Genomic DNA, 22,924 nt, shown 5'->3' with positions numbered 1-22,924 from the left:
TTAAACACCCCTCGCAAGTTCCGGAGTCTTTAATTCGCCTAGCGTATAATAAGTACCTAGATTATCACGCAACCAATCCAATGAATCCGTTGGTGACATACCCCAATTTGTTGGACAAGTTGATAAAACGCTAACGAAGGAATAGCCGTGTCCCTCTAATTGAACTTGAAAAGCCTTTTTGATAGCCTTTTTTGCTTTAATCACATTTTGTGGTGTATCAACTGAGACAGATGCTACATAGGCTGCCCCACGAATGGTACTCATCATTAGTGGAAGATCTAAGGGATACCCAGCCAATGCCGCGTCACGACCCATTGGCGATGTTGATGTTTTTTGCCCTACAAGAGATGTTGGAGCCATTTGCCCCCCAGTCATACCGTAAATTCCATTATTCACAAAAATCGTGGTAATTTTTTCTCCACGGGCCGCTGCATGGATAGCTTCTGCAATTCCAATTGAAGCTAGATCGCCATCACCTTGATAGGTGAAAACGACTTTGTCAGGTAGTGCCCTCTTAATTCCGGTTGCAATGGCTGGTGCACGACCATGTGCTCCACCCTGGAAATCAATATTAAAATATTGCTCCATAAAACCCGAGCAGCCAACTGGGGCAACACCAATTGTTTTTTCTAAAATAGCTAATTCCTCGATTACTTCACCTAAAATTCTATGAATAATTCCATGGGTACAGCCTGGGCAATAATGAAAAGGCTTATCGTTTAATGCTTTTGTCTTTTCAAAAATCTGTTTCATACCGTTACACTCCCAACTTGAAAAACAGATTTGTATTTTTCAATGATCTCCCCATGCTGAGGTGTAATACCACCCTGTCTTGAGTAAAATTCAACAGGCACTTTTCCATTTACATTTAGCAATACATCTTCAATCATTTGGCCTGAACTCATTTCAACAACAAGATACCCCTTCACTTGGTCATGAACGGATTGGAATGCTTTTTCAGGGAAAGGCCATAGGGTGATAGGGCGTATAAGACCTACCTTTTGACCTTGCTCACGTAATTCATCCACAGCTCCTTTCACAATCCTGGCACTTGTTCCATATGCCACAAAAGCATATTCTGCATCATCCATTAAATAACTTTCCCAGCGTTGTTCTGATTCTTTAATTTGCTTGTATTTTTTCTCCAAATATAATGCCTTTGTTTCCGCTACTTCATTTTGAAGGGTATAGGAAATAATGGTATTTTTCTCTCTTCCTTTTGCCCCTGTTGTAGCCCATGACTTATCCACTTCTATAGGAGAAGGTTCTTTAAATACTATCGGCTCCATCATTTGGCCTAATACACCATCTGCTAAAATCATGACCGGATTTCTGTGGATATCAGCTAGATCAAAGCCGTCCATAATTAAATCAGCCATTTCTTGAACAGAACTAGGTGCTAATACAATTAAGTGATAATCTCCATGTCCTCCACCTTTTGTAGCTTGAAAATAATCCGCCTGGGATGGTCCTAATCCACCCAATCCAGGTCCTGATCGCATAATGTTTACAACTACGGCAGGAAGCTCACTCGCAGCCATAAACGATAAACCCTCCTGCTTCAAGCTAATTCCAATGCTGGATGAAGCCGTCATTACTCGCTTTCCTGCACCTGCTGCTCCAAATACCATATAAATGGCCGCAATTTCACTTTCCGATTGGAGAAATGTACCACCAACCTTATGTAGCTTTGCTGCCATATATTCAATAATTTCAGTCGATGGCGTAATCGGATAACCAAAATACAAAAGACAATTTGCTCGTATTGCCGCTTCCGCGATTGCTTCATTTCCCTTCATTAGATACTTTTTCATGTAAAAAACCTCCTACTAAATTTGAACAAACTAGAGTTAAGAAATTCCCTCATTTAAAGGTACTCCCATAAAAACCCTGATAGATACCTCAGGGCACATTAGTGCACATTTGTTGCAGCCTATACAATCTTCAGGTGAATGCTGGATTGCTGAATAATACCCTTTTTTATTAGGATCCTTTGAAATAGACAATGTTTTAGTTGGACATATAGACACACATATCGAACAACCTTTACATAATTCTTCATCAATGGTTATATGAAAATCTTTTTTCTTTTTTACACTGCTCATTGCTGTCTCCTCCTTTACCAAGGTAATTGGTCAATCGAGTGAATTTGATGTACTGGGCCTTCCATTTTACTTTTCACTTTTTCTACTAACCTAGCCTCAACCGTCGTTCCGATAAAATAGACTCCAAGTTCCTCTGCAGCCGAAGCCACAATCCATTCGCTCTCGATAATATCCAATGGCTCGGTATACTCACCAAGATTAGAATTATTAAGAATGTGAGTTACTTTTAGCCTTGAAATAGATTGCAACAGCAGAAACCTTTCTTTTATCTCATCTTTCGTTTCAGTGCCAGGACGAAACGTATTAACAACAAAATAGAGACTGTACGGAACTTGTTTGATTTGTTCAGCTAAACTTCCTAAAACAGTTGTGCCAACATCATTTCCCCCTACATCTAAAATAAGCTTTTGATGTTGATCACAAATAGCAGAATAGATCCCTTTAGGTAAAAAAGGCACTTCCGCAAAAGCCATTTCATGCTCTGGCATAATTACCCGAATTTGGTTGTCTTCCAATTTTTTTAGCCAATCCCTTGAGCGGAAATATGGATTATTTACATCAATATCCGCTAAAGAAACGGGCTGCAGATTTTCTTTAACAAATTTGTAAGCAAAGTTCACAGCTAATGTTGTTTTTCCAACCCCATAATGTCCCATTAGAATAACTAAGTTTGAATCATCTATGATCATATTCAAATTAGCCCCTTTGAGTATTCTCTGAAGCTGTTAAAGCAGCAAATGCCAGCGATGCTAGTTTTGCTTTTGGTGAATCAGATCTAGAGTTCAGGACAAGAGGGACCTTTGCTCCTAACACAATTCCTGCCATTATCCCTTTTGCAAAATAAGTAATTCCCTTTGAAAAGATATTTCCAGCTTCAATGGTCGGCACCACTAATAAATCTGCTTCTCCGTTTAGCCCACTACAAATTCCTTTATGTTTAAGTGATTCCTTACTGATTGCTAAATCTAAAGGCAATGGTCCCACAATCTGACAATCTGGCAGTTGAGCTTTTACTATCTCCACAATATGTTGACACTCGATTGTTACAGGCATTTTTTCATTTGCTAGTTCGTTTGCCGCAAGTAATGCCACTTTCGGATGATCTATCCCAATTCCGGAGAAAAATTCTAAGGCATTTAGTACAATTTGTGCCCTCTGATTTTCGTCAGGTGCAATATTTAATCCACCATCAGTAATGTAAATTAGATTTTCGACAGCAGGAATTTCAAAAATAGAAAGATGACTAAAGACTCGACCTGTTTTCAAACTAAAATCTTTATGAAGAACTCCTTTTAAAAAAGGTGTACTATTTAGCAAACCCTTCATAATAACTTTAGCCTCACCGATATGTGCAAGTTTTGCAGCCTCATAGGCAGCAGCTTCCTCCGTGTTTGTAGGAATCAATTTAAATGCGTCAATTGAAAACGATAGTTTACCTGATAGTCTTCTAATTTCTTTTTCATCTCCAACGAGAATCGGAGTAATTAGCCCTTTCTCAACTGCCTCCTTAATAGCCATAAGAACATCTTCATCATGGGCAGCAGCAACACTAACTTTTACCGGCGAGTTTGTTTTACTTAATTCGAGTACTTCCTCAAAGCTTTTAAAACGCATTTAGTGCACCTACTTTCAATAGTAACTAAAAGGCGGAGTAATCTACATCCGCCTTCTTATTTGAGGTTTATTTACCTGTAAATTTACCTTGAATTTTGCCAATCTTTTCAATCTTTGTTTCTACTAATATATTGGCTGCTTTATAAGAAGGGATATTTTTTACTCTAGAAATTTGATAAATATCACTTAAAATATCATAAATTAATCCAGCATTTTTAAACGCTCTATCTTTGTTATATGTTTGCAACTCATCAGCTACTTGTATAAGCCCTCCTGCGTTCGCAACATAGTCTGGTGCATATACGATTCCTTTATCATGAAGCATATCCCCATGACGTTCTTCTGCTAATACATTATTTGCCGCACCGGCAATCGCATGACACTTAAATTGAGATATCGTTTCATCATTAATAACCGCTCCAAGTGCATTTGGTGAAAAAATATCACAATCAACGCTAAATATTTCCTCTGGTTTCACAGCTTCAATATTTGGATACTGTTGACAAATTTCAGCTACATTATCTTGAGAAATATCTGTTACAATTAATTTGGCCCCTTCTTCATGTAAATGCTTTACTAGACATTGGCCAACCTTCCCTAAACCTTGTATAGCTATTTTCAAACCCGCCAGAGAATCCTTTCCAAAAGCTTCTTTTGCCGTTGCTTTAATAGCTTTCCAAACTCCATATGCTGTAATTACAGCGGAATTTCCACTTCCACCATATTCTTCAGGAAGGCCTACTAAGTATTTCGTTTGTTTTCCAGCTGACACAAAATCCATTCCAACTGTACCAACATCTGTCCCTGTATAGAAACGGCCTTTCAACGTTTCCACATAGGATCCGAACGCCTGAAACAATTCATCCGATTTTTCCGATTTTGGATCACCGATAATAACCGCTTTCCCTCCACCGTGTGTAACACCCGCAACTCCACACTTATATGTCATTCCTTTCGATAAACGAAGGACATCCTTTATAGCATCTTCAGTCGTTTTATAATTCCACATTCTGCACCCACCCAGTGCAGGACCAAGTGTTGTATCATGGATTGCAATAATTGATTTTAAGCCTGTTGCCTTGTCATAATTAAAGATGACTTGTTCATGGCCGTTTTTTTCCATCTCTTCAAAAAGATCTAAAACCTTTTGTTGTTTTTCTGTTAGTACCAAATAAAACCCCTCCAGTAAAATTTAATTACCCCACTAATTACTGATGCATTTTTTATGCCAATTAATTTTTGATGGAAATTTATTGAATTACTAAGAGGAATAGTTTACTATTTTCCAAGTTGTAAACTCCTGATAAGATTTCTTGACACTTTTTCTTATCAATTGATAAAGAAAACTTGCAGATTGGCGAGCCCCTAAGAGGCAGACCTATGCCAAGGCGTAACAGTTTATCTAAAAACGAGTGGAAAATAGGGATAAAAGGCACAAAAAAAAGATTTAGAATTATTAGTTCCAAATCTTTTAATAGAGTATTATTTTGCAGGGTAACCATACTTCTTCATCTTATTTAATATAGTTGTATTCGATACACCTAAAATACTCCCTGCTTTTCTCGACGAAAGATGACTTTCCAATACTTGATAAATTAACTTTTTCTCCACTTCATCAACAACTTCCTTTAAGGTCGGCCATTTCTTCTTGAAGCGAAATTGGACGGTAAAGTTTTCATCATCCATTTGATCTTCTTTTTCAGCTTTTACTATTTTGAAATTACACCATTGTAAAATATCGTCCGTTGTAATTTTGTCATTTTCTACGACATTGATTAACAATTCTAGCGTATTCTCCAGTTGCCTTACATTCCCTGGCCAGGGTAGACTCATTAAATATTGAATACTGTCACTTGTTAAAAACTTTTCCTGCTTTTTTAATTTATGACAAATTTTTCGGATCAAATGCTGGGCAATGATCGGAATATCTTCTTTCCGCTCTCTTAATGGGGGAATATGAATAGGAACAACATTTAATCGATAATACAAATCTAATCGAAAAGTATGATTACTAATCATTTCCTCTAAATTCCGATGAGACGCAGTAATAATTCGAACATCGATGTTAACTTCCTTATTACCTCCAATTCTTCGGACAGTTCCTTCTTGAAGTACCCGCAACAATCTTACCTGCATTTTAGTTGATAATTCACCAATTTCATCTAAAAATAAAGTTCCCTTGTTTGCCTGCTCAAATAAGCCTTTTTTTCCACCTCTTACTGCACCTGTAAAAGCACCTTCCTCATATCCAAAAAGTTCACTTTCCAATAGGGATTCTGGCAATGCAGCACAATTAATAGCAATAAATGGTTCAGAAGAGCAGATACTTTCAATATGAATAGCCCTAGCAAACAGCTCTTTTCCCGTTCCACTTTCCCCTCTTAGCAATATGGAAGAAGTGCCTTTGGCAACTAGTTTAGCTAGATCAACAATTTTTCTCATCCCATTGCTTTGGTAAACGATTTTATCAAAAGTAAACGCTTTCGTTTTTCTGTCTACTTTCGACATAATTTCTTCTACTTGTTTGAAATCTTTTATCGTGGCAACAGCACCTATTACTCTACCTAAATTATTTAAAATTGGAACACCACTAGTTAAATAATGGACGGTATTAGTGCCTATTTTAGATTTAACTTCTTTCAAATGATAGGATTCCCCAGTTACGATTGTTTCTAATATTGGAAGCTTTTCCATTAGTAATTGTTCTGCATGCATACCAATTGCTTCCTTCTCGCCTAGGTGAAAGATGTTGCGCGCCTTTTCATTTATATGTGTTAATACACCATATTCATTTATTGTAATTATTCCTTCACTCACAGAATTTAAAATGGTCGTTAATTGATGTTCTCTTTTTTCATAAGGCATTAAATCCTTTAAATTAACGGAATGTATTCCATTAATACCTCTTAAATCAGCAATAACCTGTTGAAGAAGAGCAGCATTACAATGGAACTTAATTACCATCTGTTCTCCAGCTTTTGCTTCCATTGCTTGTAGATTAATATCTTTTTCTTTTAATAAACTAAAAATTTCATAGCCCAATCCGATCCGATCATAAAAACCAATTTGCAAAACATATGTATCACCCAATAGTTTCCTCCCCTTACAGACCCTGCCATAGCATTCATTATAGAAGATTTATCTAGATCTGACTGTTACTAGTGTCACAGTGGATGTATATGACATCCTCAATTCATCATAGTACTGGTCTTTCATTCATACACTTCTATTCATCCAACAATTTTTTTCATACTAGATTTAATTCTGTTCACAGTATAGTATTAACTGAGAACAATTCCACTTTTTGCAAAGTGGTCATGTGCTAAATTCGAAATTGTTAGGTGGTTTATAGTATGAATAAAATCAAAAATATTTCAATCCGTACCCGCATTATGACTTTAACTTTTTTGGCAATGTTCGTTTCAAATTTATCTATCGTTATGACGCTATCTTATAATTTGTATGGTAATTTTTTTCAAATAATAACTTTACAAGTTATTATAAAGGCGGTCATAATTTTTATCATTTTTGAAGTTTTTGCTGCTCTTCTATCTGAATTTCTACTTATTAAACCTTTAAAGAAGGGTATATTGCTTGCGGATTCCATTGCTAACAATGACCTAACTGTAACTATAGAAGCCCTTCAACAAGGGGAAGCAGGACAACTAATAACCTCTCTTTTAAAAGCAAAAGATAATTTAAAAAACCTAATTTCAACTATACAAAATTCTTCCGAAAAGGTTACCCTTTCCACTGAAGATTTAAACAATATTATTGTTCAAGCAAACTCTCAAGTGCATGAAATTAATGAGGGTGTACAAAGGCTTATCGCTAATTCCTACCAAAATGCTGAAAGTATTATGCAAACTGCTAGTGCCTTAAACAGTATTACGGATAATTCACAAAAAACAGCGGAACTGACATCAAAGATTGCAGAATATACAAAATCAGTACAAGACGCTGCTGAGAATGGTAAAAATTCTGTTGATTCGATCGTAGGTGTAATAAATGATCTCGCTTCAAACTCAAAAATCGTAAGCAATGAAGTACTTGGGCTTGAAGAACAAGGGAATAAAATCAACGAAATTGTTCATATTATTTCACAAATTTCTGGGCAAACAAATTTACTAGCATTAAATGCAGCCATTGAAGCTGCTCGGGCTGGTGAGGCTGGAAAAGGATTTTCTGTTGTAGCTGAGGAAGTAAGAAAACTCGCAGAAGACACCAATACCTCCTTACAGGATATAAGCCATCTAATTAAAGATATGAATATGAAAACTGAAAATGTAGTATCCGCTGTCGCAGCAACAGAAGAAAAAGTAAAGCTTGGCGTAACCCAATCAAATGAAGTAAAAGTTAGCATCAATAAAATTATTGATAGTATGGAAAATACCTTTACAATGATCAACGATATATCGGATGGAGTTTCCACTCAAGCAGCTTCCTTGGAAGAAATGACTGCTACCCTTGATGAAATAAGTGTAACCATCGAATCCGGACGTAATGTCTCCAATGTAATAAAGGAAAAACTGAATATACAAGAAACACTCTTTAATAAAATTGATACCACTTCAGAAAAATTAGTTACTCTATCTGAAAATATGAATGAACTAACAAATGTATTTAAATTAAAAAAATAACTTCATAATATTCAAGAATTGAAAAAACACTTACTTTATTAAAGTGAGTGTTTTTTTTACTTTTATAACCTTTGTTGCATGTAAACATAGAGGAATTTGGAGAATTATGTCGAAAATAAATATACATCATATATCGGACTTAAGTAGTCTCTAGAGCAACCGTAGATTAGGAGTGAAAATAGAACTAATGCGTTTAATAACTTTGGATAGATGTCAGACAGGGATGAAATTAGGTAAACCAATTTATAATGAAAATGAAAAAGTCCTTTTAGCAAAAGGAACTGAACTTACAGACAGTTTAATAAAAAGATTAATGCTACTAAATATTTATACAGTTTACATTGATGATGAACTATCAGAAGGAATTGAAATAGTTGAGTCAATTCCTAAGGAGATACATTTAGAAGCAGTAAGCGTGATAACAGAATGTTTAGATACAATTGCTGGGCCAAATTTAGATGCATCAAATATTCAAGGAATGATCAAGACAGAGAGAGCGATACGAAGTTTTAAAAAGATATTCAAAGATATCCTAAGTTATTTAACTGAGAATAGAACAGCACTAAATTTATTAGCAACAACAAAGGCCCATTCGAATCATGTGTATACTCACAGTCTAAATGTTGCTATATATTCCTGCCAATTAGCCATCGAGAATGGTTTACCATTGAAAAAAATTGAAGATATCGGGATGGGGGCGATGCTGCATGACGTAGGCAAAATGTTTATCTCACCCGAGGTTTTAAATAAAGCTGGAGCTTTAACAAAGGATGAATACGAATATGTAAAGTCACATTCTGAATTAGGATTTGATCTTCTGAGAAAGATTCATGAAATCCCATTAACCGTAGCCCATTGCGCGCTTCAGCACCATGAAAGAGTCGATGGTGGTGGATATCCCAGAGGTTTGAGGGAAGACCAAATCCATAGTTACGCAAAGATTTTGAGTGTTGCGGATGTATTTGATGCCGTTACAAGTCACCGCGTTTACCGACGTGCATTGTTGCCGCATAAAGGTATTGAATTACTTTATTCTGGAAATGGTACACAATTTGAAAGTAAACAGATTCAATTGTTTAAAGATTGTATTGCAATATACCCGGAAGGACTTACGGTAAAATTAAATAATGGTACAACGGGAATTGTATCGAAATATAACTTTAATGCAGTTGGACGACCTATCATAAGAATGATTAAGGATGAAGAAGGTAATGAAATAAAACCATTTGAAATAGATTTATCTTCAGTTGAAAACTTAACTCTCGAGATAATTGAAGCAGACGAGCTATTATTTTAAATGGAATGATACTGATTGAGCACCTGAAAAATAGTTAGGTCATTTACTTGATTAATCTTAAAAAATTGATCCTAAAAGGGGGAGTTCACTTGAAGTTTAAAATGCTATCAGAATGTACAATTGAAGAAGCAGTAATTGCTTGGAATCGTGGTTTTGAAGGATATTTTGTAAAAATTGAAATGACTCCGCAATCATTTATGAATCGGATTATTTCAGAAGGAATATCATTAGATTTATCAAGAGTTCTATTTGATGAAAATGAACCAATAGCAATCATTCTTAATGGGTTTCGGATAACTAAAGCAGGGAAGAAAATTGCTTGGAATGGCGGTACTGGTGTAGCACCAGCTTATCGAGGTAAAGGTTCTTCAAAGCTTTTAATGGAAGAAACCATGCGCATTTATCATGACGAAGGAGTAGATATTGCTACACTTGAGGCAATAAAAGAAAATGAAAAGGCAATTCGCCTATATGAAAAGTATGGATATCAAATTACAGATAGGCTTGTCTATTTAAACGGGGTTCTTAAACAGTCGGAGAATACTCCCATACCAATCATATCAAAGTCGATTCGGCCTGAGCAGCTTCAAATGATACCTTTTTATAATGAGAATGTTCCTTGGCAATGCCAATGGCAGAGTGCTAAGGAAGGAGAAGCGCAAATTTATCATGACGAGAATCAAAGTCCTCTGGGGTATTCCCTATTTAGAAAGGTATGGAACCTAGAAGGAAAGCTAGAAAAAGTGCTTTTGTACCAAATTGAACTTCTGAACGATGTGGATGAAAAGACAATTTATCCAGCTATTTTAGAAAATATAGCAAAGGATAAAAGTACTTCAACAACCTTTATAGCTATTAATTTTAATTTAGAAAATCCAATCAGCCAATTCCTCCTTGAAAATGGGCTACATAAAACAATAGAGCAAGTGCAGATGATGAAATAATAGTAGTTTTTGGTGCCTGACTCGGTCTTTCCTGTGGCAGATTCTATATGGGCTATTAAATAGTGATAAACTAATGATCTTGAAAGTCTTACGCGAGAAACCCGAGAAACCAACGAAAATAAAATAAGCGGAGATTTTTCGGTTAAATGCAGAATGGAGCTCGTTTCGGGGTGTATAAGCAGAGGTTTTCCGGTTACGTAATGAAAAGTCCCCTATTTTCGAAGTTTTTGAGTCAATAGGCGGAAACTCTCCGCCTATTTAAGCTATTTTTAATCCAATTTATTAATTAAGAGGAATTTTTCCGTCTATTAAGAATTCGGACAAGTATCAAATATCAAACATTCACCTTTAACAGAGCCATAATCTAAAAAAAGGGTACCAAGGTACAAAAATACCTTGATACCCTTTTTTTGGCTAATCAACAAAATTTACTTCCATAAATTCTGCTCGCGTATCAGTGCTTTTTAAAAAGGCTACATAACCATCAACAATTTGAAATGGAAAACGCGGCCCAGACTACGATTAGTTGCGTCCCTGAGTTTACTTACTTTAAACTGCGGTGCAAGAAAGATTTCGTTCGTTCGAACTGGGGGTTAGTAAACAATTCATTCGGATGACCAGATTCAATAATCTCTCCGTCATCCATGAAAATAGCCCGATTAGCCACTTCCTGAGCAAACCCCATCTCATGTGTCACCACAATCATAGTCATGTGTTCTTTGGCCAATTTCTTCATTACTTCTAGTACTTCACCAGTCAATTCCGGGTCTAAGGCAGATGTAGGCTCATCAAATAGCAGAATTTCAGGATTCATCATGAGTGCTCGAGCAATGGCTACTCTTTGTTTTTGACCGCCTGAGAGCATCGCTGGGTAAGCTGCTGCCCGCTCAGTTAACCCGATTTTCTCCAAAAGTTCTGCGCTTTGTTGTTGGATCAATGTAAATGGCTCTTTCTTTAACATTTTTGGAGCAATTTCCAGATTTTCTTTGACGGTGAGGTGCGGGAAAAGATTAAAATGCTGGAAGACCATTCCCATCTTTGTTGTGATCCTCTTGATCTCCTGCGGTTTTGAGTAAACACCATCCCTTACTAGATATTCTCCAGATATACAAATGCTTCCGGCATTAATTTCATCGAGATGGACTAGACTGCGGAGCATCGTGCTTTTCCCAGATCCTGAGGGGCCGATTACTGCTACCACATCATTTTTATTTACTTCAAAAGTAATCTGCTTTAATACATCTAGCTTGCCATATGATTTTTTAAGGTTAGATACTTCAATGAAAGCCACATTTCTCACTCCCTTCTTATTCAAATTTGAATCTTTTTTCAAGCCATTTAAAGAGCAACGTTAATATGAAAGTTATGATCAGATAAATGATTCCCGCATAAAGGAAAGGCAAGATCGTAAAGTCGCGGTTCACAGCAGTCTCTGCAAAGTGTAACAATTCCGGTACGGCAACGGCATAGAGCAGCGCCGTATCCTTAACTAATGTCACTGATTCGTTAGCAACAGCTGGAAGTGCAATACGGAACATCTGTGGTAGTATGATTCTTGTCGTCGACTGCCATTTATTCAAACCGAGTACTTGAGAAGCCTCATATTGACCTTTATCAATAGCCAATAGCCCCCCGCGGAAAATTTCTGCAAAATATGCCGCGTAGTTCAAAATAAACCCTAAACAAGCAGCGACAAATCTGTCCAAAACTAAATATTGTCCAATCCCAGGGATTAGTGGTAGACCGAAACAGATAAATAGTAGCTGCAGAAGTAGCGGTGTACCGCGCATCAAGTATATATAGCCCTGTGCAAACAAGGCTAAAGGCTTGATACTGCTTTTTACAGCCAGAGTAAGAATGAAACCCAGCGGAATTGACACTAATATGGCAATTAAAAACAAAAGGAGTGTTGTTTGTGCACCTTCCAGCATAGGCTTAATGATTGTGTTGAAATAATCGATGGACATGGATGTTTCCTCCACAAACAAAACAGGGTTTCCAATGGAAATCCTGTTTGTCTAATTTTTGTTCAGTCTGTTTACTTTAATACCTTATTTTCACCAAACCACTTTTCTGAGATCTTAGCGGCTGTACCGTCTTCATTCATCTTATCAAGTGCTTTTTGAAGTTTCTCTAGTAGTGCCTCATTTCCTTTTTTCACCCCTACACCATATTCTTCTGGTGCAAGAGATTCATCGAGAAGCTTAAAGGAATTTTTCTCTTTTGACATGTAATACTTAACAACAACCTCATCAATGACAACTGCATCCAAACGACCAGACTTCAGATCACTTAAAGCTGTTACATTGTCTGAATACTCAGTGACAGTCTTAACCTTAGATTTAATTGGATTAGCATCCAAGGCATCTGATGCAGAAGAAAGCGATTGAAGGCCGACAGTTTTACCTGCTAACTCATTTAGTTTAGTTAATTTAGAATTAGCAAGTGTAACAACAACCTGTGTATTTTTCAAATAAGGCTTCGTGAACAGAACTTTCTTTTTACGCTCATCCGTAATTGTGTACCCATTCCAAATGAGATCAATCCGTCCACTGCTCAATTCGGTTTCTTTTGTTTTCCAGTCGATAGGTTGAAATTTAATCTTCGTTCCCATCTTTTTTGCAGCTGCTTTGGCGTAATCAATGTCGAATCCAACAATCTTGTTATTCTCATCTCGGAACCCCATCGGAGCAAATTTATCATCAATACCAATCACTAGTGTCTTATTCTTAGCATCCTTCGCCGTAGGACTAGAGCATGCTGAAAGGAGCGAGAATACTCCAACAATTGCTAGAATCATAATTGCAAAACGTTTCATATAAAAATACCACCTTTAACTTAGTTAATTCGCTTTAGTACGTTACCATATTATCACTCTAGCATTATAACACTATAATAATATAAAACACAATCAGTTTTTGGCGCCAATCACAACCTGTTGCCACGGCCGGTTTAAGCAGTTTTCTGTACTACTACTACCCTTCTACTAAGTAACTTCACTTGTATTTTGATATAGATTTTCTGCGCAATCCAACAACTACTATTTTATTAAATATCGTTAATACTTGCTTACGATGACACCGTTTCTCTCTGAGATTTCATACTCGTGCCATGCAATAACTCTATACTTTTTGACATGCTATTCCTAATGTATTATATTCGGGTCATGAATCGGCTTTAGTGAACTTGCCGAGCCTTATCAGAAGCTAACTTTATATTTGGAGGAATTGACATGACTGAAAACAATGCCACAAACATGGACCAATTTGAATTAGTTATCACGCATACTTTTGATGCAAAACAAGAGCTCGTGTTTAAGGCATGGACCACGTCAGAGGACTTGAAGCAATGGTGGGGTCCAAAAGGTTTCACTATGAGTATTTCTAAATCAGATCTCCGTCCGGGCGGCGTCTTTCACTATAGCCAGAAATCCCCTGACGGCCACGAAATGTGGGGTAAATTACTATTTCGCGAAATTGTTGCGCCGACGAAGCTTGTCTTCATTAATTCTTTTTCTGATGAAGAGGGCAATACGATTCATGCTCCCTTTAGCCCAACCTGGCCACTAGAAATCCTAAATACGTTGACGTTCATCGAGCATGAAGGCAAGACGACACTCACAATGCGGGGTGTCCCTCTAAACGGCACAGATGCTGAAAATAAAACGTTCAAGGCAGCTCATGAAGGAATTCAACAGGGAGTTTCCGGAACGTTTGGCCAACTTGCCGATTACCTTACTAAGGCTCATGAATAGAATCAGGAAAAAATAGAAAAGTGCCTGGTGTTTAGCTTGATACTAAGAATAATAACGATACTAAGAAGCTTTTTCTAAACTATTGTGTCATCATAATCAATTCCAGAAAATTTCGACATTATTCGAGGTTACATTTGTTTTTTGAAAGTTTATTGGATAAAATGGGAATTGTAGAATTTTCAATGATTACCATTTTTAACAAGGGAGTGCTTGCAAATGGCTGTTAATGTTTATGTTAATTTTAATGGAAACTGCCGAGAAGCAGTAGAATTTTATGCGCAGGTTTTTGGAACAGAAAAACCCAAAATAATGTCCTTTGGAGATGCACCGGCTAATCCGGAATATCCTACCCCAGAGAATGCCAAAAATTTAGTTATGCATGCACAACTTAACATAACAGGAAGCACAGTGATGTTTTCGGATTGCTTCCCTGGTATGTCGTTTGTTGCAGGAAACAATATTAGCCTTACTGTCGTCAGTAAGAATATGGATGAAATTAAATCTTTCTTCACTAAACTAAAAGAAGGCGGCACTGTAGGAATGGAGCTTCAAGAAACATTTTGGAGCAAATGCTACGGTATGTTAACTGATAAGTTTGGGATCCAATGGCAATTAAGCCACGAAGGCGAACAAATGGGGATGTAATGAAAGAAAAAAAGGATATGGAACTTTTCTTTTAATAGAAAAGATCCCATATCTTTTTTACTCTATTTTGTGCTCTCCACAATCTATTTAAGATAAAATCAACTCAGAAACAATCTTTCAAATTGGTTGAAGGTTCCCATTTCGATGTTTATCCAATTAGACGCTTAAAGCTACTTTTTTCTTTTCTTTTACTCTCTAAAGAAGAACTCCACAAAGTAAGTAGGGCTGCTCCAAGTACCATTACACCACCAATCCAAGGTGTATGAATTAACCCAATAGAATCCACAACATATCCTCCAATAAAAGCTCCAATCGCAATTCCAACATTAAATGCAGCAATATTTAAAGCGGATGCGACATCCACCGCTGAAGGTACATATTTTTCAGCTAGCTGAACGACATAAATTTGCAATCCTGGTACATTCATAAATGCAAATAATCCTAAGAAGAAGATAGTGATAATACCTACAATTTTAAATGGCGCAGTGAATGATAAGATAACCAGTACAACTGCTTGAATTAAGAACATCCATAATAAAGCCTTTAAGGGATTTTTATTGGCAGCTCGCCCTCCAATTGTATTTCCAATAGCTATTGCAACACCATATACCAGCAAGATGACACTAACTACACTTGGGGCGAATCCTGTAATATCTTCTAAAATAGGGGCAAGGAAGGTAAATGCTACAAACGTACCGCCATATCCTAAAGCTGTAATTGAAAATGCTAAAAGTAATGGCCCGTTCGTTAAGATTTTTAAGTTATCACTGAATTTTGCCAGTGGGGCCTTCTTAAGATTTTTAGGGACCAGAATGGCACTTGCAATAATCGCAATTACGCCTAGAATTGCGACAGCCCAGAAAGTTGACCTCCATCCAAACACTTGACCAATAAATGTACCTAGTGGTACACCTGTTACTGTGGCAACGGTTAAACCCGTGAACATAAATGCAATAGCACTTGCCCTTTTGTGTTCAGGAACTAAATCTGCCGCAATCGTAGAGCCGATTGAGAAAAATACACCGTGAGAAAATGCAGTAATAAACCGTGCTGCTAATAATAATCCGAAACTTGTTGATAAAGCAGCAACTGAATTACCGACAATAAAGACAACCATTAATAGCATTAATAAAGTTTTTCTATTCATCTTATTTGTTAAAACCGTAAGGACCGGTGCTCCAATAGCAACACCCATTGCATAACCCGATATTAATAAACCAGCTAAAGTAATGGGTATTTTTAGATCACCTGCTAATGAAGAAAGTAATCCTACAGGTACAAATTCCGTAGTGCCAATTCCAAAAGCACTAATGGCCAAAGCCATTAACGAAAGTGTACCACCTTTTTTCTCTTGAGTATTTATAGCAGTGGAACTCATAAAGAAATCCTCCTTGTTATTTTGAAGTGTTGTTCATAAACGGCGAAGCGTGATTTGGCGCCTCTCACATTTTTATCACGCTTCTACTACGAACATTATTTATAAGCATATTAACAAAAAGGATAGTACACTCCTTAAAGTAATATAGGTACTTTAAAGCAACTATGGTTGTTTTCGACCTTTTGTTTTTTGCTTGTGAATGTTATTATGAATCCAACACTTCAAATTGAAAAGTACGCACTTTAAAGTAATGTAGGTACTTTAAAGTGCCTATAAGAAAAAAGGGAGAACCAAAATGGCTTATAACATTCCTGTAGAAGCAACACTTGATGTCATCGGTGGAAAGTGGAAAGTCGTCATTATGTGCCACTTGATTAAAGGAGAAAAACGAACAAGTGAATTGAAAAAGCTCATGCCTAACATCACTCAAAAAATGTTGACCCAGCAACTGCGGGAACTTGAAGTTGATGGCGTTGTGAATCGGACCGTTTTTGACCAGGTTCCACCAAAGGTTATTTATTCTTTAACAGAATATGGATGGTCTCTTCGCCCCATTTTGGATGCCATGTGTAGTTGGGGAGAAGGACATATAGCATTGACAGACAAGATAGTTTCAAATTAGATATCACTAAACGAGATTCAACTCGCCGTAAGCTATAACCTAAGTTTCATGTACTAAATAAAAAAGACGATCCTAAAATTCAAAGTGAATTTTAAGTCGTCTTTTTTATTAAATAGGGGCTATCTTACCTTTTTTGCATTGACTATGTTAAAGCCAAGTGCTAATTTTGACACTCTGTTGATTGGAGCGAAGGGCACTTGACTCCTGCGGGAATAGAGGGAATGGGAGACCCCGCAGGCGGTACGCCGAGGAGGCTCCCATCCCTCCCCGCGGAAAGCAAGTGCCCGGAGCGGAAATCAACAGCAAAGTTATGGTGTAACTTTTTCTTAAGCCTTACTTTTATTTAACTTTTCAACATTAAAGTCCATTCTTTCACTCAAATAAGTGGCACCTAATATAAGGACACCTCCAACCATTTGAATAAAATTCATGCTCTCACCAAGAAATATTGCTGCAATCATTACTGCCGAAATTGGGTCAATATAACTGAGAACTGCAATCGTTTGTCCCTTCAATTCCTTAATTGAAGTAAAATATAAGAAGTATGCTATACCAGTATGGATAATGCCTAAAATAAGTATAAAAATAAGTGAAATAGCGTTTATTCCTGAAAAGTCCAAATGATCTTTAGCAAAAACGTATGGAAAAAGAACAACAGTTGCTACCATTAATTGAACTAAAGTAGTTTCAAAACCAGTTAGATTTTTAATACATTTATTCATTAAAATAACACTTGCATAAAGTACTGCAGCAGAAAGGCCATACAAGATACCTATTGCATGGTGATATGTACCACTTGTACTACTGCCACCAATATTAACGACAAGAAATAATCCAATCATTGCGGTAATAATGCACCCTACTTTTAAGGAAGTTAGTTTTTCTTTTAGTACTAATGGCGCAAAAATCATTACAAATATTGGTGCGAAGTAATAGCTTAATGTCGCATTTGAAATAGTTGTATACCTATAGGCTTGGAATAAAAATATCCAATTTACCCCAATACCTGCACCAGATAGAAATAGAAGTACACTATTTTCTTTTATCAATTTTAGAGAAAGCTTTTGTTTAACAATAAAACTACCACACACCAAAAATATGCTTCCGATTACTCCCCTTAAAAGCGCAATTTCACTTGAAGATAGATCAATATTTTTTACAAACACACCCATGCTACCCCAAATGAGCATTGCAGTAATAATTTTTAATTTCCCTCTCACACTAATCCTCCCACTGTCAAAAATCCATAAGTTATTTTGATCGTACATAGAATTGATTAAATGAATATATTTTATCATAATATTAAAACAATTTAGCGCTTTTCCTCTAATTCCTTTAATACGTTTAAAAGAAATGGGCTTTGCTAAATTATATTGTTGCTTCAATGCTAATTGACCTTTCATGTTAAACTAGTGGCCGAGTGGTGGAAAGAGAAAGTCCCCATCATGATCCTACAAGATCATGATGGGGACTTTCTCTAATGATTGTAAATTTATTGGTGAATTATTATCTAAATTATATGAAGAATTCCCCTGTTAGCGGGGTAAAACTTGACCACATTAACCTTGAAGTAAATATTTATCTAATTCACCTATGTTCGTGTCATGCTTTTCTTTCATTTCTGTTAAGAACGCTTCTGTTTCAGGTTGTGTACCGTAAGCAATTGCTACATCAATTTTACGAGCGACCCAGGCTTGACCTTTGATAAGAAGAGCCAATTTCTCTTTTAGTGTTTCAAGTGCAGTTATTTTATCAATAAATGCTCCTACTTGCATGCTAGGTACCCCACCTTCACGCAAGATCGCCTTATGGAGGCCTGCACAACTCCATGCCTCATCTTTTTTTAGCTGTTTATACTGAGCATCCAATTCCTCTAATTGATAATTTTGTTGGAGATGATTTGCCGTCTCCACGCCTGCGCGTTCCGCTTCAAGTAATGCATTCAAAAGATCAATTAGTTGTTGATTTTCACTCATCCCTTTTCTTCCCCCATCATCCTAATAGTTTTTTCAACATTTAAATTATAAGCCTTTATTCTATTAATATGTTGATTAAATTGAATATTTCTGAAACTTTAGATACATTGCTTTCAAAAGTCTTGAATTTTAAAAACACAAATAGCTCAATCTAAAGATTGAGCCTTGAAAAATACTAACAGAAAATTAATTTTTGTTAGTAACTATTGGATTGAAAACTAACTTAAATGAAGAATGGGAAGAAAGGACCGAATGTTCTTATTCCAAAGAATGGAAAACCGAATAATCCAAATGGGCCGAAAAATGGAAACAACCTACTTTCATCCTTCATCTCTTTAACATTTGGCTGATTCGCATTTGGCATAATCAGATAAAGTTTGTCATTATCATAACTGTGAAGAATTCCTTGGAATACGGACCCATCATTTAATTCAACTTGAATAAATTGGTATAAGTGTTTTTGACACTTATGATGTACATCATCATTCATAACATTACGGGCTGGCTCAGTAGGGTACATATTGCCACCATAATAATTCGGATTTTGCATATCTCTAACCTCCTCATTTTTTCATTACATGTTAATTTATTCCTTAGGTTACTTTCTGTGAGGGGGTTTTGAAATAAATGTACAGCAGTATCCTTTAAAATAATAAGTACTGTTACTTACTACATGATAATAGTAAAGTAATTTGAGCTCCGTATAATAGGGTTTTAAAATGAAAAACCGAATCCATATTGGATTCGATTTTAGAAGAAATTTATCTTTTCTTTGTTAAATCATCAAGGCTTTTGAATTTGTAGCCTTTCTTTTTCAAATCTTTAATCACTTTTTCAAGTGCTTCGGCATTGTCCTTTGATACAGTGTGCAAAAGCATTACCGCTCCAGGATGTACTTGCTTCATTATATTGGTGTATGCATATTCCCAGCCCTTTTGCTGATTTACATACCAATCGACATATGCAAGTGACCACATCACATGTATATATCCTTCTTCCTTCGCTACCTTTAAAGTTCTTTCACTAAAAACACCACGAGGCGGGCGTAAATAATGCATTTCTTTTTGTCCAGTTAATTCCTTTGTTTTTTCTCGTACCGTATTCAATTCTTCATCCCGGATATCTGCGTCACTGTTCGTGGTTAAGTCAGGGTGAAACCAGGAATGGTTACCAACGATATGTCCCTCTTTTACCATCCGTTTAACAATACCTGGCGCTGATTGTAAATAATGTCCGGTAACAAAAAACGTGGCGGGAACTTTTTCCTTTTTTAAAACATCAAGAATTTGCTCTGTATATCCATTTTCATAGCCATTATCAAAGGTAAGATATAAGTTCTTAGTTTTAGCATCCCCTTTATAAAAGCCTCCATATTTTTCGAGTAATTGGTCAACCGCTTTTCCTGCCTCTGCTTGCTGTTCATTCACACTTTTTTTAAATCCCCATTGGATGGGTGTATTTGATACTGCCGCAAAGGTGATGTTCGGTGTGAGCAACACTATACAAAGGATTGCAAAATATTTCATAAACCTTTTCATCCATGATCCCCCTATTTTGTTTTTTTTAGTATTTGCTGTATCTGGGGGAAAAATGATTGGTAGTTTTTTGATAATAAACTCGTCCTTTAGTTAAGAAACTGTCTGATAGCATAGTTACCCTTATGTGCTAGCAGAATTTATGCATAAAAAAGCAGGTACCCCTGAAGGAACCTGCTCCTAAAAAATTAGAATACCCGCTCACTGAATCCTGCTAATTTTTCCAATGATGATTTATCAACGTCTACATGTAGGCTGTTTCCGTGTGAGTCCATCGTGACGACTGCTGTGAAACCTTCTACTTTAAGATGCCACATTGCTTCTGGAATACCAAATTGCATTAGGTCAACGCCTTCTACAGCTTTTATGCAATCTGCATAATATTGAGCTGCCCCGCCGATTGCATTTAGATAAACGCCGCCGTGTTCTTGAAGAGCTGCTAATGTTTTTGGACCCATTCCGCCTTTTCCAATTACGGCACGGATGCCGAATTTCTTCATAATGTCTCCTTGGTAAGGCTCTTCACGAATACTTGTTGTTGGACCAGCTGCTTTGACATGCCAAACGCCCGCTTCATCCTTTAGCATTACAGGACCACAGTGGTAAATAACTTGGCCATTTAAATCAACTGGTGCATCATGATCAGATAAATGTTTATGAATCGCATCACGGCCAGTGTACATTCTGCCGTTAATTTGAACCACATCGCCAACCTTTAATGAGCGTATTTGATCTTCAGTAATCGGTGCTTGAAGAGCAATTACTTTTTGCGATGACATAGATTTTTTTTCTTCCTCATTTTGGGTAAAATCAATATGTTTGCCTTCTTGGTACATCCATTCTTGAATTTCACCGTTTTCAGGGTCAATCGAAACACCTGCACGACGGAATGCCCAACAATTATAGGCAACGGATACATAGAAACTTGCAGGAATGCGGTTCATAACCCCAATTTTGCAGCCTAAAAGCGTCGTTTCTCCACCAAAGCCCATTGTTCCAATTCCTAGTTCATTGGCATTTTTCATAATATACTCTTCTAGCTTCCGAAGATCTTCAATTGGATTTACATCCTCAACCGAACGGAATAGCTGCTCTTTCGCTAAGTCGTAACCAGAGGAACGGTCCCCACCTATGCCAACCCCGATGAAGCCTGCACTGCAGCCTTGACCTTGCGCTTGGTAAACTGAATGTAAGACACATTTACGGATGCCGTCTAAATCTCGGCCCGCCCGGCCAAGTCCTTCGATTTCACTTGGCAAGCTGTATTGAATATTTTTATTCTCACAGCCGCCCCCTTTTAATATTAGGCGAACCTCAATATAATCTTTTTCCCATTGATCAAATTTGATTACTGGAGTGCCGCCACCAAGATTGTCGCCACTATTTTCTCCTGTTAAAGAATCCACAGAGTTTGGACGTAACTTTCCATTTTTAGTAGCAAGAGCGATTGCATTTCTAATTGCCGTTTTTAACTCTAATTGATTAACCCCAACTGGTGTTTTGATCTTGAATGTAGGTAAACCAGTATCCTGGCAAATTGGCGCCCTTTGATCATCAGCCATTTTAATATTGTTTGTAATGGTTGCAAGGCTCATTGCTGCACTCGTTCCAGCATTTTCTCTTTCTTTTGCCCCCAGCACTGCACGGCGAACGTCTCTTGGCAGCTTTGTTGATGTTTCCAAAATAAGCTGATACATACTCTCTTCAAATTTCACTAAATCCATTTCGAGTAACCCCTTCCCTTTGTTCCCTAATGTTTAATTTGCATTAAAACGCACAACGTTTTAAACACCACCATTTACGATGAAAAATAATTTTGCTATATGTACTAGATCAACATCATATGGGGTGTGAATGAAGTAGGTTTCACCTATACTTTATACTACGAATTGAATACTCCGATTCGCTTGTGCATAGCTCCGCCTCTTTTCTTCATTCAAAGCAAACCATGTTTTTAATTTTACAAATATTATCGATTTTAATTATACTCCTCTACTATGATGATTTAAAGAAGAAGCTAGCAAACGTTTTCATTTATTGTTTTATGGATGAAGAGCTGATCTAGGACTTTATACTAAGGAAAATCCTAAAAACCATGGCCAACATTCAAAAAGCCAGTAAATTAACTGGTTCATCAATTTTTTTCCAAGCAAAAAGAGCCTGTTGAACAGACTCTTTAGCACTCTCTATGATTAAATTCCTTGCATTTTGATTCCATTTCATCCACTACAGCGATCATTCGGTCGATATCATCTAGATCAGTATGCTCTGGATCAATTGCCTCTAGCATATCAAGGAACATATTCAATTTTTGTTTTAAAAAAGTAACTTGCTTATTTTTATCATTAATTAGATTTCCCAAGGTGCCTCTCCCCTTTCTATTTCCGTTATCATCCTATCGAAAAAAAGCATAT

At 36.7% G+C, this 22,924-nt stretch carries 23 protein-coding genes; 6 read left to right on the top strand and 17 right to left on the bottom strand.

All coding sequences use genetic code 11. The features are described 5' to 3' along the window. From RCG20_RS14320 to RCG20_RS14290, 7 genes are all read right to left on the bottom strand, one after another. Nucleotides 1-753, bottom strand: a complete 753-nt coding sequence (locus RCG20_RS14320) for a thiamine pyrophosphate-dependent enzyme (RefSeq protein WP_308180807.1) — start codon at nt 751-753, stop codon at nt 1-3. After that, a complete protein-coding gene (vorB, locus tag RCG20_RS14315; RefSeq protein ID WP_308180806.1) occupies nt 750-1,814 on the bottom strand; it encodes a 3-methyl-2-oxobutanoate dehydrogenase subunit VorB in 1,065 nt (354 codons plus the stop codon). Before vorB ends, RCG20_RS14320 begins: the two co-directional genes overlap by 4 nt. 36 nt (nt 1,815-1,850) lie before the next feature. Continuing rightward, on the bottom strand, nt 1,851-2,105 hold the full coding sequence (locus tag RCG20_RS14310) for a 4Fe-4S dicluster domain-containing protein (protein WP_308180805.1): 255 nt from the start codon (nt 2,103-2,105) through the stop codon (nt 1,851-1,853). A 14-nt stretch (nt 2,106-2,119) separates the two neighbouring features. Continuing rightward, nucleotides 2,120-2,794 (bottom strand): nSTAND3 domain-containing NTPase, encoded by a 675-nt coding sequence (locus tag RCG20_RS14305; RefSeq protein ID WP_308184353.1) that lies wholly within the window; start codon nt 2,792-2,794, stop codon nt 2,120-2,122. Nucleotides 2,795-2,801: 7 nt separating this feature from the next. Further along, complete coding sequence (locus RCG20_RS14300) at nt 2,802-3,719, bottom strand: phosphate acyltransferase (protein WP_308180804.1); 918 nt, start codon at nt 3,717-3,719, stop codon at nt 2,802-2,804. 67 nt (nt 3,720-3,786) lie between these two features. Further along, nucleotides 3,787-4,890, bottom strand: a complete 1,104-nt coding sequence (locus RCG20_RS14295) for a Glu/Leu/Phe/Val family dehydrogenase (RefSeq protein ID WP_308180803.1) — start codon at nt 4,888-4,890, stop codon at nt 3,787-3,789. A gap of 311 nt (nt 4,891-5,201) precedes the next feature. Then, nucleotides 5,202-6,809, bottom strand: coding sequence for a sigma 54-interacting transcriptional regulator (locus tag RCG20_RS14290; RefSeq protein ID WP_308180802.1), 1,608 nt, complete (start codon nt 6,807-6,809; stop codon nt 5,202-5,204). A gap of 263 nt (nt 6,810-7,072) precedes the next feature. Between RCG20_RS14290 and RCG20_RS14285 the strand changes: the two genes are divergently transcribed. The 3 genes from RCG20_RS14285 (at nt 7,073) to RCG20_RS14275 (ending at nt 10,600) form a co-directional block, all read left to right on the top strand. Further along, nucleotides 7,073-8,359 (top strand): methyl-accepting chemotaxis protein, encoded by a 1,287-nt coding sequence (locus tag RCG20_RS14285; RefSeq protein WP_308180801.1) that lies wholly within the window; start codon nt 7,073-7,075, stop codon nt 8,357-8,359. 187 nt (nt 8,360-8,546) lie between these two features. Continuing rightward, nucleotides 8,547-9,656, top strand: coding sequence for an HD-GYP domain-containing protein (locus RCG20_RS14280; RefSeq protein ID WP_308180800.1), 1,110 nt, complete (start codon nt 8,547-8,549; stop codon nt 9,654-9,656). A gap of 89 nt (nt 9,657-9,745) precedes the next feature. Then, complete coding sequence (locus RCG20_RS14275) at nt 9,746-10,600, top strand: GNAT family N-acetyltransferase (RefSeq protein ID WP_308180799.1); 855 nt, start codon at nt 9,746-9,748, stop codon at nt 10,598-10,600. A gap of 544 nt (nt 10,601-11,144) precedes the next feature. Here the strand turns inward: RCG20_RS14275 and RCG20_RS14270 are convergent. The 3 genes from RCG20_RS14270 to RCG20_RS14260 form a co-directional block, all read right to left on the bottom strand. Beyond that, on the bottom strand, nt 11,145-11,891 hold the full coding sequence (locus RCG20_RS14270) for an amino acid ABC transporter ATP-binding protein (protein ID WP_308180798.1): 747 nt from the start codon (nt 11,889-11,891) through the stop codon (nt 11,145-11,147). Between the two features lie 16 nt (nt 11,892-11,907). Continuing rightward, on the bottom strand, nt 11,908-12,567 hold the full coding sequence (locus RCG20_RS14265; protein ID WP_308180797.1) for an amino acid ABC transporter permease: 660 nt from the start codon (nt 12,565-12,567) through the stop codon (nt 11,908-11,910). A gap of 71 nt (nt 12,568-12,638) precedes the next feature. Next, nucleotides 12,639-13,418, bottom strand: coding sequence for an amino acid ABC transporter substrate-binding protein (locus RCG20_RS14260; RefSeq protein WP_308180796.1), 780 nt, complete (start codon nt 13,416-13,418; stop codon nt 12,639-12,641). Nucleotides 13,419-13,832: 414 nt separating this feature from the next. Here RCG20_RS14260 and RCG20_RS14255 point away from each other — a divergent pair, with 414 nt between their 5' ends. Continuing rightward, the gene (locus tag RCG20_RS14255; protein ID WP_308180795.1) at nt 13,833-14,354 is read left to right on the top strand and encodes an SRPBCC family protein; all 522 of its coding nucleotides are present in this window, start codon (nt 13,833-13,835) and stop codon (nt 14,352-14,354) included. A gap of 216 nt (nt 14,355-14,570) precedes the next feature. After that, complete coding sequence (locus tag RCG20_RS14250; RefSeq protein WP_308180794.1) at nt 14,571-14,999, top strand: VOC family protein; 429 nt, start codon at nt 14,571-14,573, stop codon at nt 14,997-14,999. Nucleotides 15,000-15,147: 148 nt separating this feature from the next. Here the strand turns inward: RCG20_RS14250 and RCG20_RS14245 are convergent, their stop codons facing one another. Continuing rightward, the gene (locus RCG20_RS14245; protein WP_308180793.1) at nt 15,148-16,377 is read right to left on the bottom strand and encodes an MFS transporter; all 1,230 of its coding nucleotides are present in this window, start codon (nt 16,375-16,377) and stop codon (nt 15,148-15,150) included. A gap of 295 nt (nt 16,378-16,672) precedes the next feature. Here RCG20_RS14245 and RCG20_RS14240 point away from each other — a divergent pair, with 295 nt between their 5' ends. Further along, on the top strand, nt 16,673-16,999 hold the full coding sequence (locus tag RCG20_RS14240) for a winged helix-turn-helix transcriptional regulator (RefSeq protein WP_308180792.1): 327 nt from the start codon (nt 16,673-16,675) through the stop codon (nt 16,997-16,999). A gap of 326 nt (nt 17,000-17,325) precedes the next feature. Here RCG20_RS14240 and RCG20_RS14235 read toward each other — a convergent pair whose 3' ends face one another. From RCG20_RS14235 to RCG20_RS14210, 6 genes are all read right to left on the bottom strand, one after another. Beyond that, nucleotides 17,326-18,219 carry a DMT family transporter gene (locus RCG20_RS14235; RefSeq protein ID WP_308180791.1) on the bottom strand — a complete coding sequence of 298 codons (894 nt, stop codon included), beginning with the start codon at nt 18,217-18,219 and terminating at the stop codon, nt 17,326-17,328. A 339-nt stretch (nt 18,220-18,558) separates the two neighbouring features. After that, the gene (locus tag RCG20_RS14230) at nt 18,559-18,975 is read right to left on the bottom strand and encodes a DUF6306 domain-containing protein (RefSeq protein WP_308180790.1); all 417 of its coding nucleotides are present in this window, start codon (nt 18,973-18,975) and stop codon (nt 18,559-18,561) included. 223 nt (nt 18,976-19,198) lie between these two features. Then, the gene (locus tag RCG20_RS14225) at nt 19,199-19,525 is read right to left on the bottom strand and encodes a hypothetical protein (RefSeq protein WP_308180789.1); all 327 of its coding nucleotides are present in this window, start codon (nt 19,523-19,525) and stop codon (nt 19,199-19,201) included. A 211-nt stretch (nt 19,526-19,736) separates the two neighbouring features. After that, nucleotides 19,737-20,501 carry a delta-lactam-biosynthetic de-N-acetylase gene (pdaA, locus tag RCG20_RS14220; protein ID WP_308184352.1) on the bottom strand — a complete coding sequence of 255 codons (765 nt, stop codon included), beginning with the start codon at nt 20,499-20,501 and terminating at the stop codon, nt 19,737-19,739. A gap of 197 nt (nt 20,502-20,698) precedes the next feature. Further along, nucleotides 20,699-22,234 carry a fumarate hydratase gene (locus tag RCG20_RS14215; RefSeq protein WP_308180788.1) on the bottom strand — a complete coding sequence of 512 codons (1,536 nt, stop codon included), beginning with the start codon at nt 22,232-22,234 and terminating at the stop codon, nt 20,699-20,701. A gap of 452 nt (nt 22,235-22,686) precedes the next feature. Beyond that, nucleotides 22,687-22,872: an SE1561 family protein gene (locus RCG20_RS14210; RefSeq protein ID WP_308180787.1), complete on the bottom strand. Its 186-nt coding sequence runs from the start codon at nt 22,870-22,872 to the stop codon at nt 22,687-22,689. Nucleotides 22,873-22,924: the final 52 nt, after the last annotated feature.

Source organism: Neobacillus sp. PS3-40, assembly GCF_030915485.1.
GTDB lineage: Bacteria > Bacillota > Bacilli > Bacillales > Cytobacillaceae > JAUZPL01.
The sequence above is the reverse complement of the archived record's forward strand: the minus strand, read 5'-3'. Positions and strand labels throughout refer to the sequence as shown.

Bases quoted from the DNA above. Each gene is read 5' to 3' on its own strand.
- RCG20_RS14250 (WP_308180794.1), top strand. From the start codon at position 14,571: ATGGCTGTTAATGTTTATGTTAATTTTAATGGAAACTGCCGAGAAGCA.
- RCG20_RS14305 (WP_308184353.1), bottom strand. From the start codon at position 2,794: ATGATCATAGATGATTCAAACTTAGTTATTCTAATGGGACATTATGGG.
- RCG20_RS14240 (WP_308180792.1), top strand. From the start codon at position 16,673: ATGGCTTATAACATTCCTGTAGAAGCAACACTTGATGTCATCGGTGGA.
- vorB (WP_308180806.1), bottom strand. From the start codon at position 1,814: ATGAAAAAGTATCTAATGAAGGGAAATGAAGCAATCGCGGAAGCGGCA.
- RCG20_RS14230 (WP_308180790.1), bottom strand. From the start codon at position 18,975: ATGAGTGAAAATCAACAACTAATTGATCTTTTGAATGCATTACTTGAA.
- RCG20_RS14285 (WP_308180801.1), top strand. From the start codon at position 7,073: ATGAATAAAATCAAAAATATTTCAATCCGTACCCGCATTATGACTTTA.
- pdaA (WP_308184352.1), bottom strand. From the start codon at position 20,501: ATGAAATATTTTGCAATCCTTTGTATAGTGTTGCTCACACCGAACATC.
- RCG20_RS14300 (WP_308180804.1), bottom strand. From the start codon at position 3,719: ATGCGTTTTAAAAGCTTTGAGGAAGTACTCGAATTAAGTAAAACAAAC.
- RCG20_RS14310 (WP_308180805.1), bottom strand. From the start codon at position 2,105: ATGAGCAGTGTAAAAAAGAAAAAAGATTTTCATATAACCATTGATGAA.
- RCG20_RS14225 (WP_308180789.1), bottom strand. From the start codon at position 19,525: ATGCAAAATCCGAATTATTATGGTGGCAATATGTACCCTACTGAGCCA.
- RCG20_RS14215 (WP_308180788.1), bottom strand. From the start codon at position 22,234: ATGGATTTAGTGAAATTTGAAGAGAGTATGTATCAGCTTATTTTGGAA.
- RCG20_RS14260 (WP_308180796.1), bottom strand. From the start codon at position 13,418: ATGAAACGTTTTGCAATTATGATTCTAGCAATTGTTGGAGTATTCTCG.
- RCG20_RS14245 (WP_308180793.1), bottom strand. From the start codon at position 16,377: ATGAGTTCCACTGCTATAAATACTCAAGAGAAAAAAGGTGGTACACTT.
- RCG20_RS14255 (WP_308180795.1), top strand. From the start codon at position 13,833: ATGACTGAAAACAATGCCACAAACATGGACCAATTTGAATTAGTTATC.
- RCG20_RS14265 (WP_308180797.1), bottom strand. From the start codon at position 12,567: ATGTCCATCGATTATTTCAACACAATCATTAAGCCTATGCTGGAAGGT.
- RCG20_RS14280 (WP_308180800.1), top strand. From the start codon at position 8,547: ATGCGTTTAATAACTTTGGATAGATGTCAGACAGGGATGAAATTAGGT.
- RCG20_RS14320 (WP_308180807.1), bottom strand. From the start codon at position 753: ATGAAACAGATTTTTGAAAAGACAAAAGCATTAAACGATAAGCCTTTT.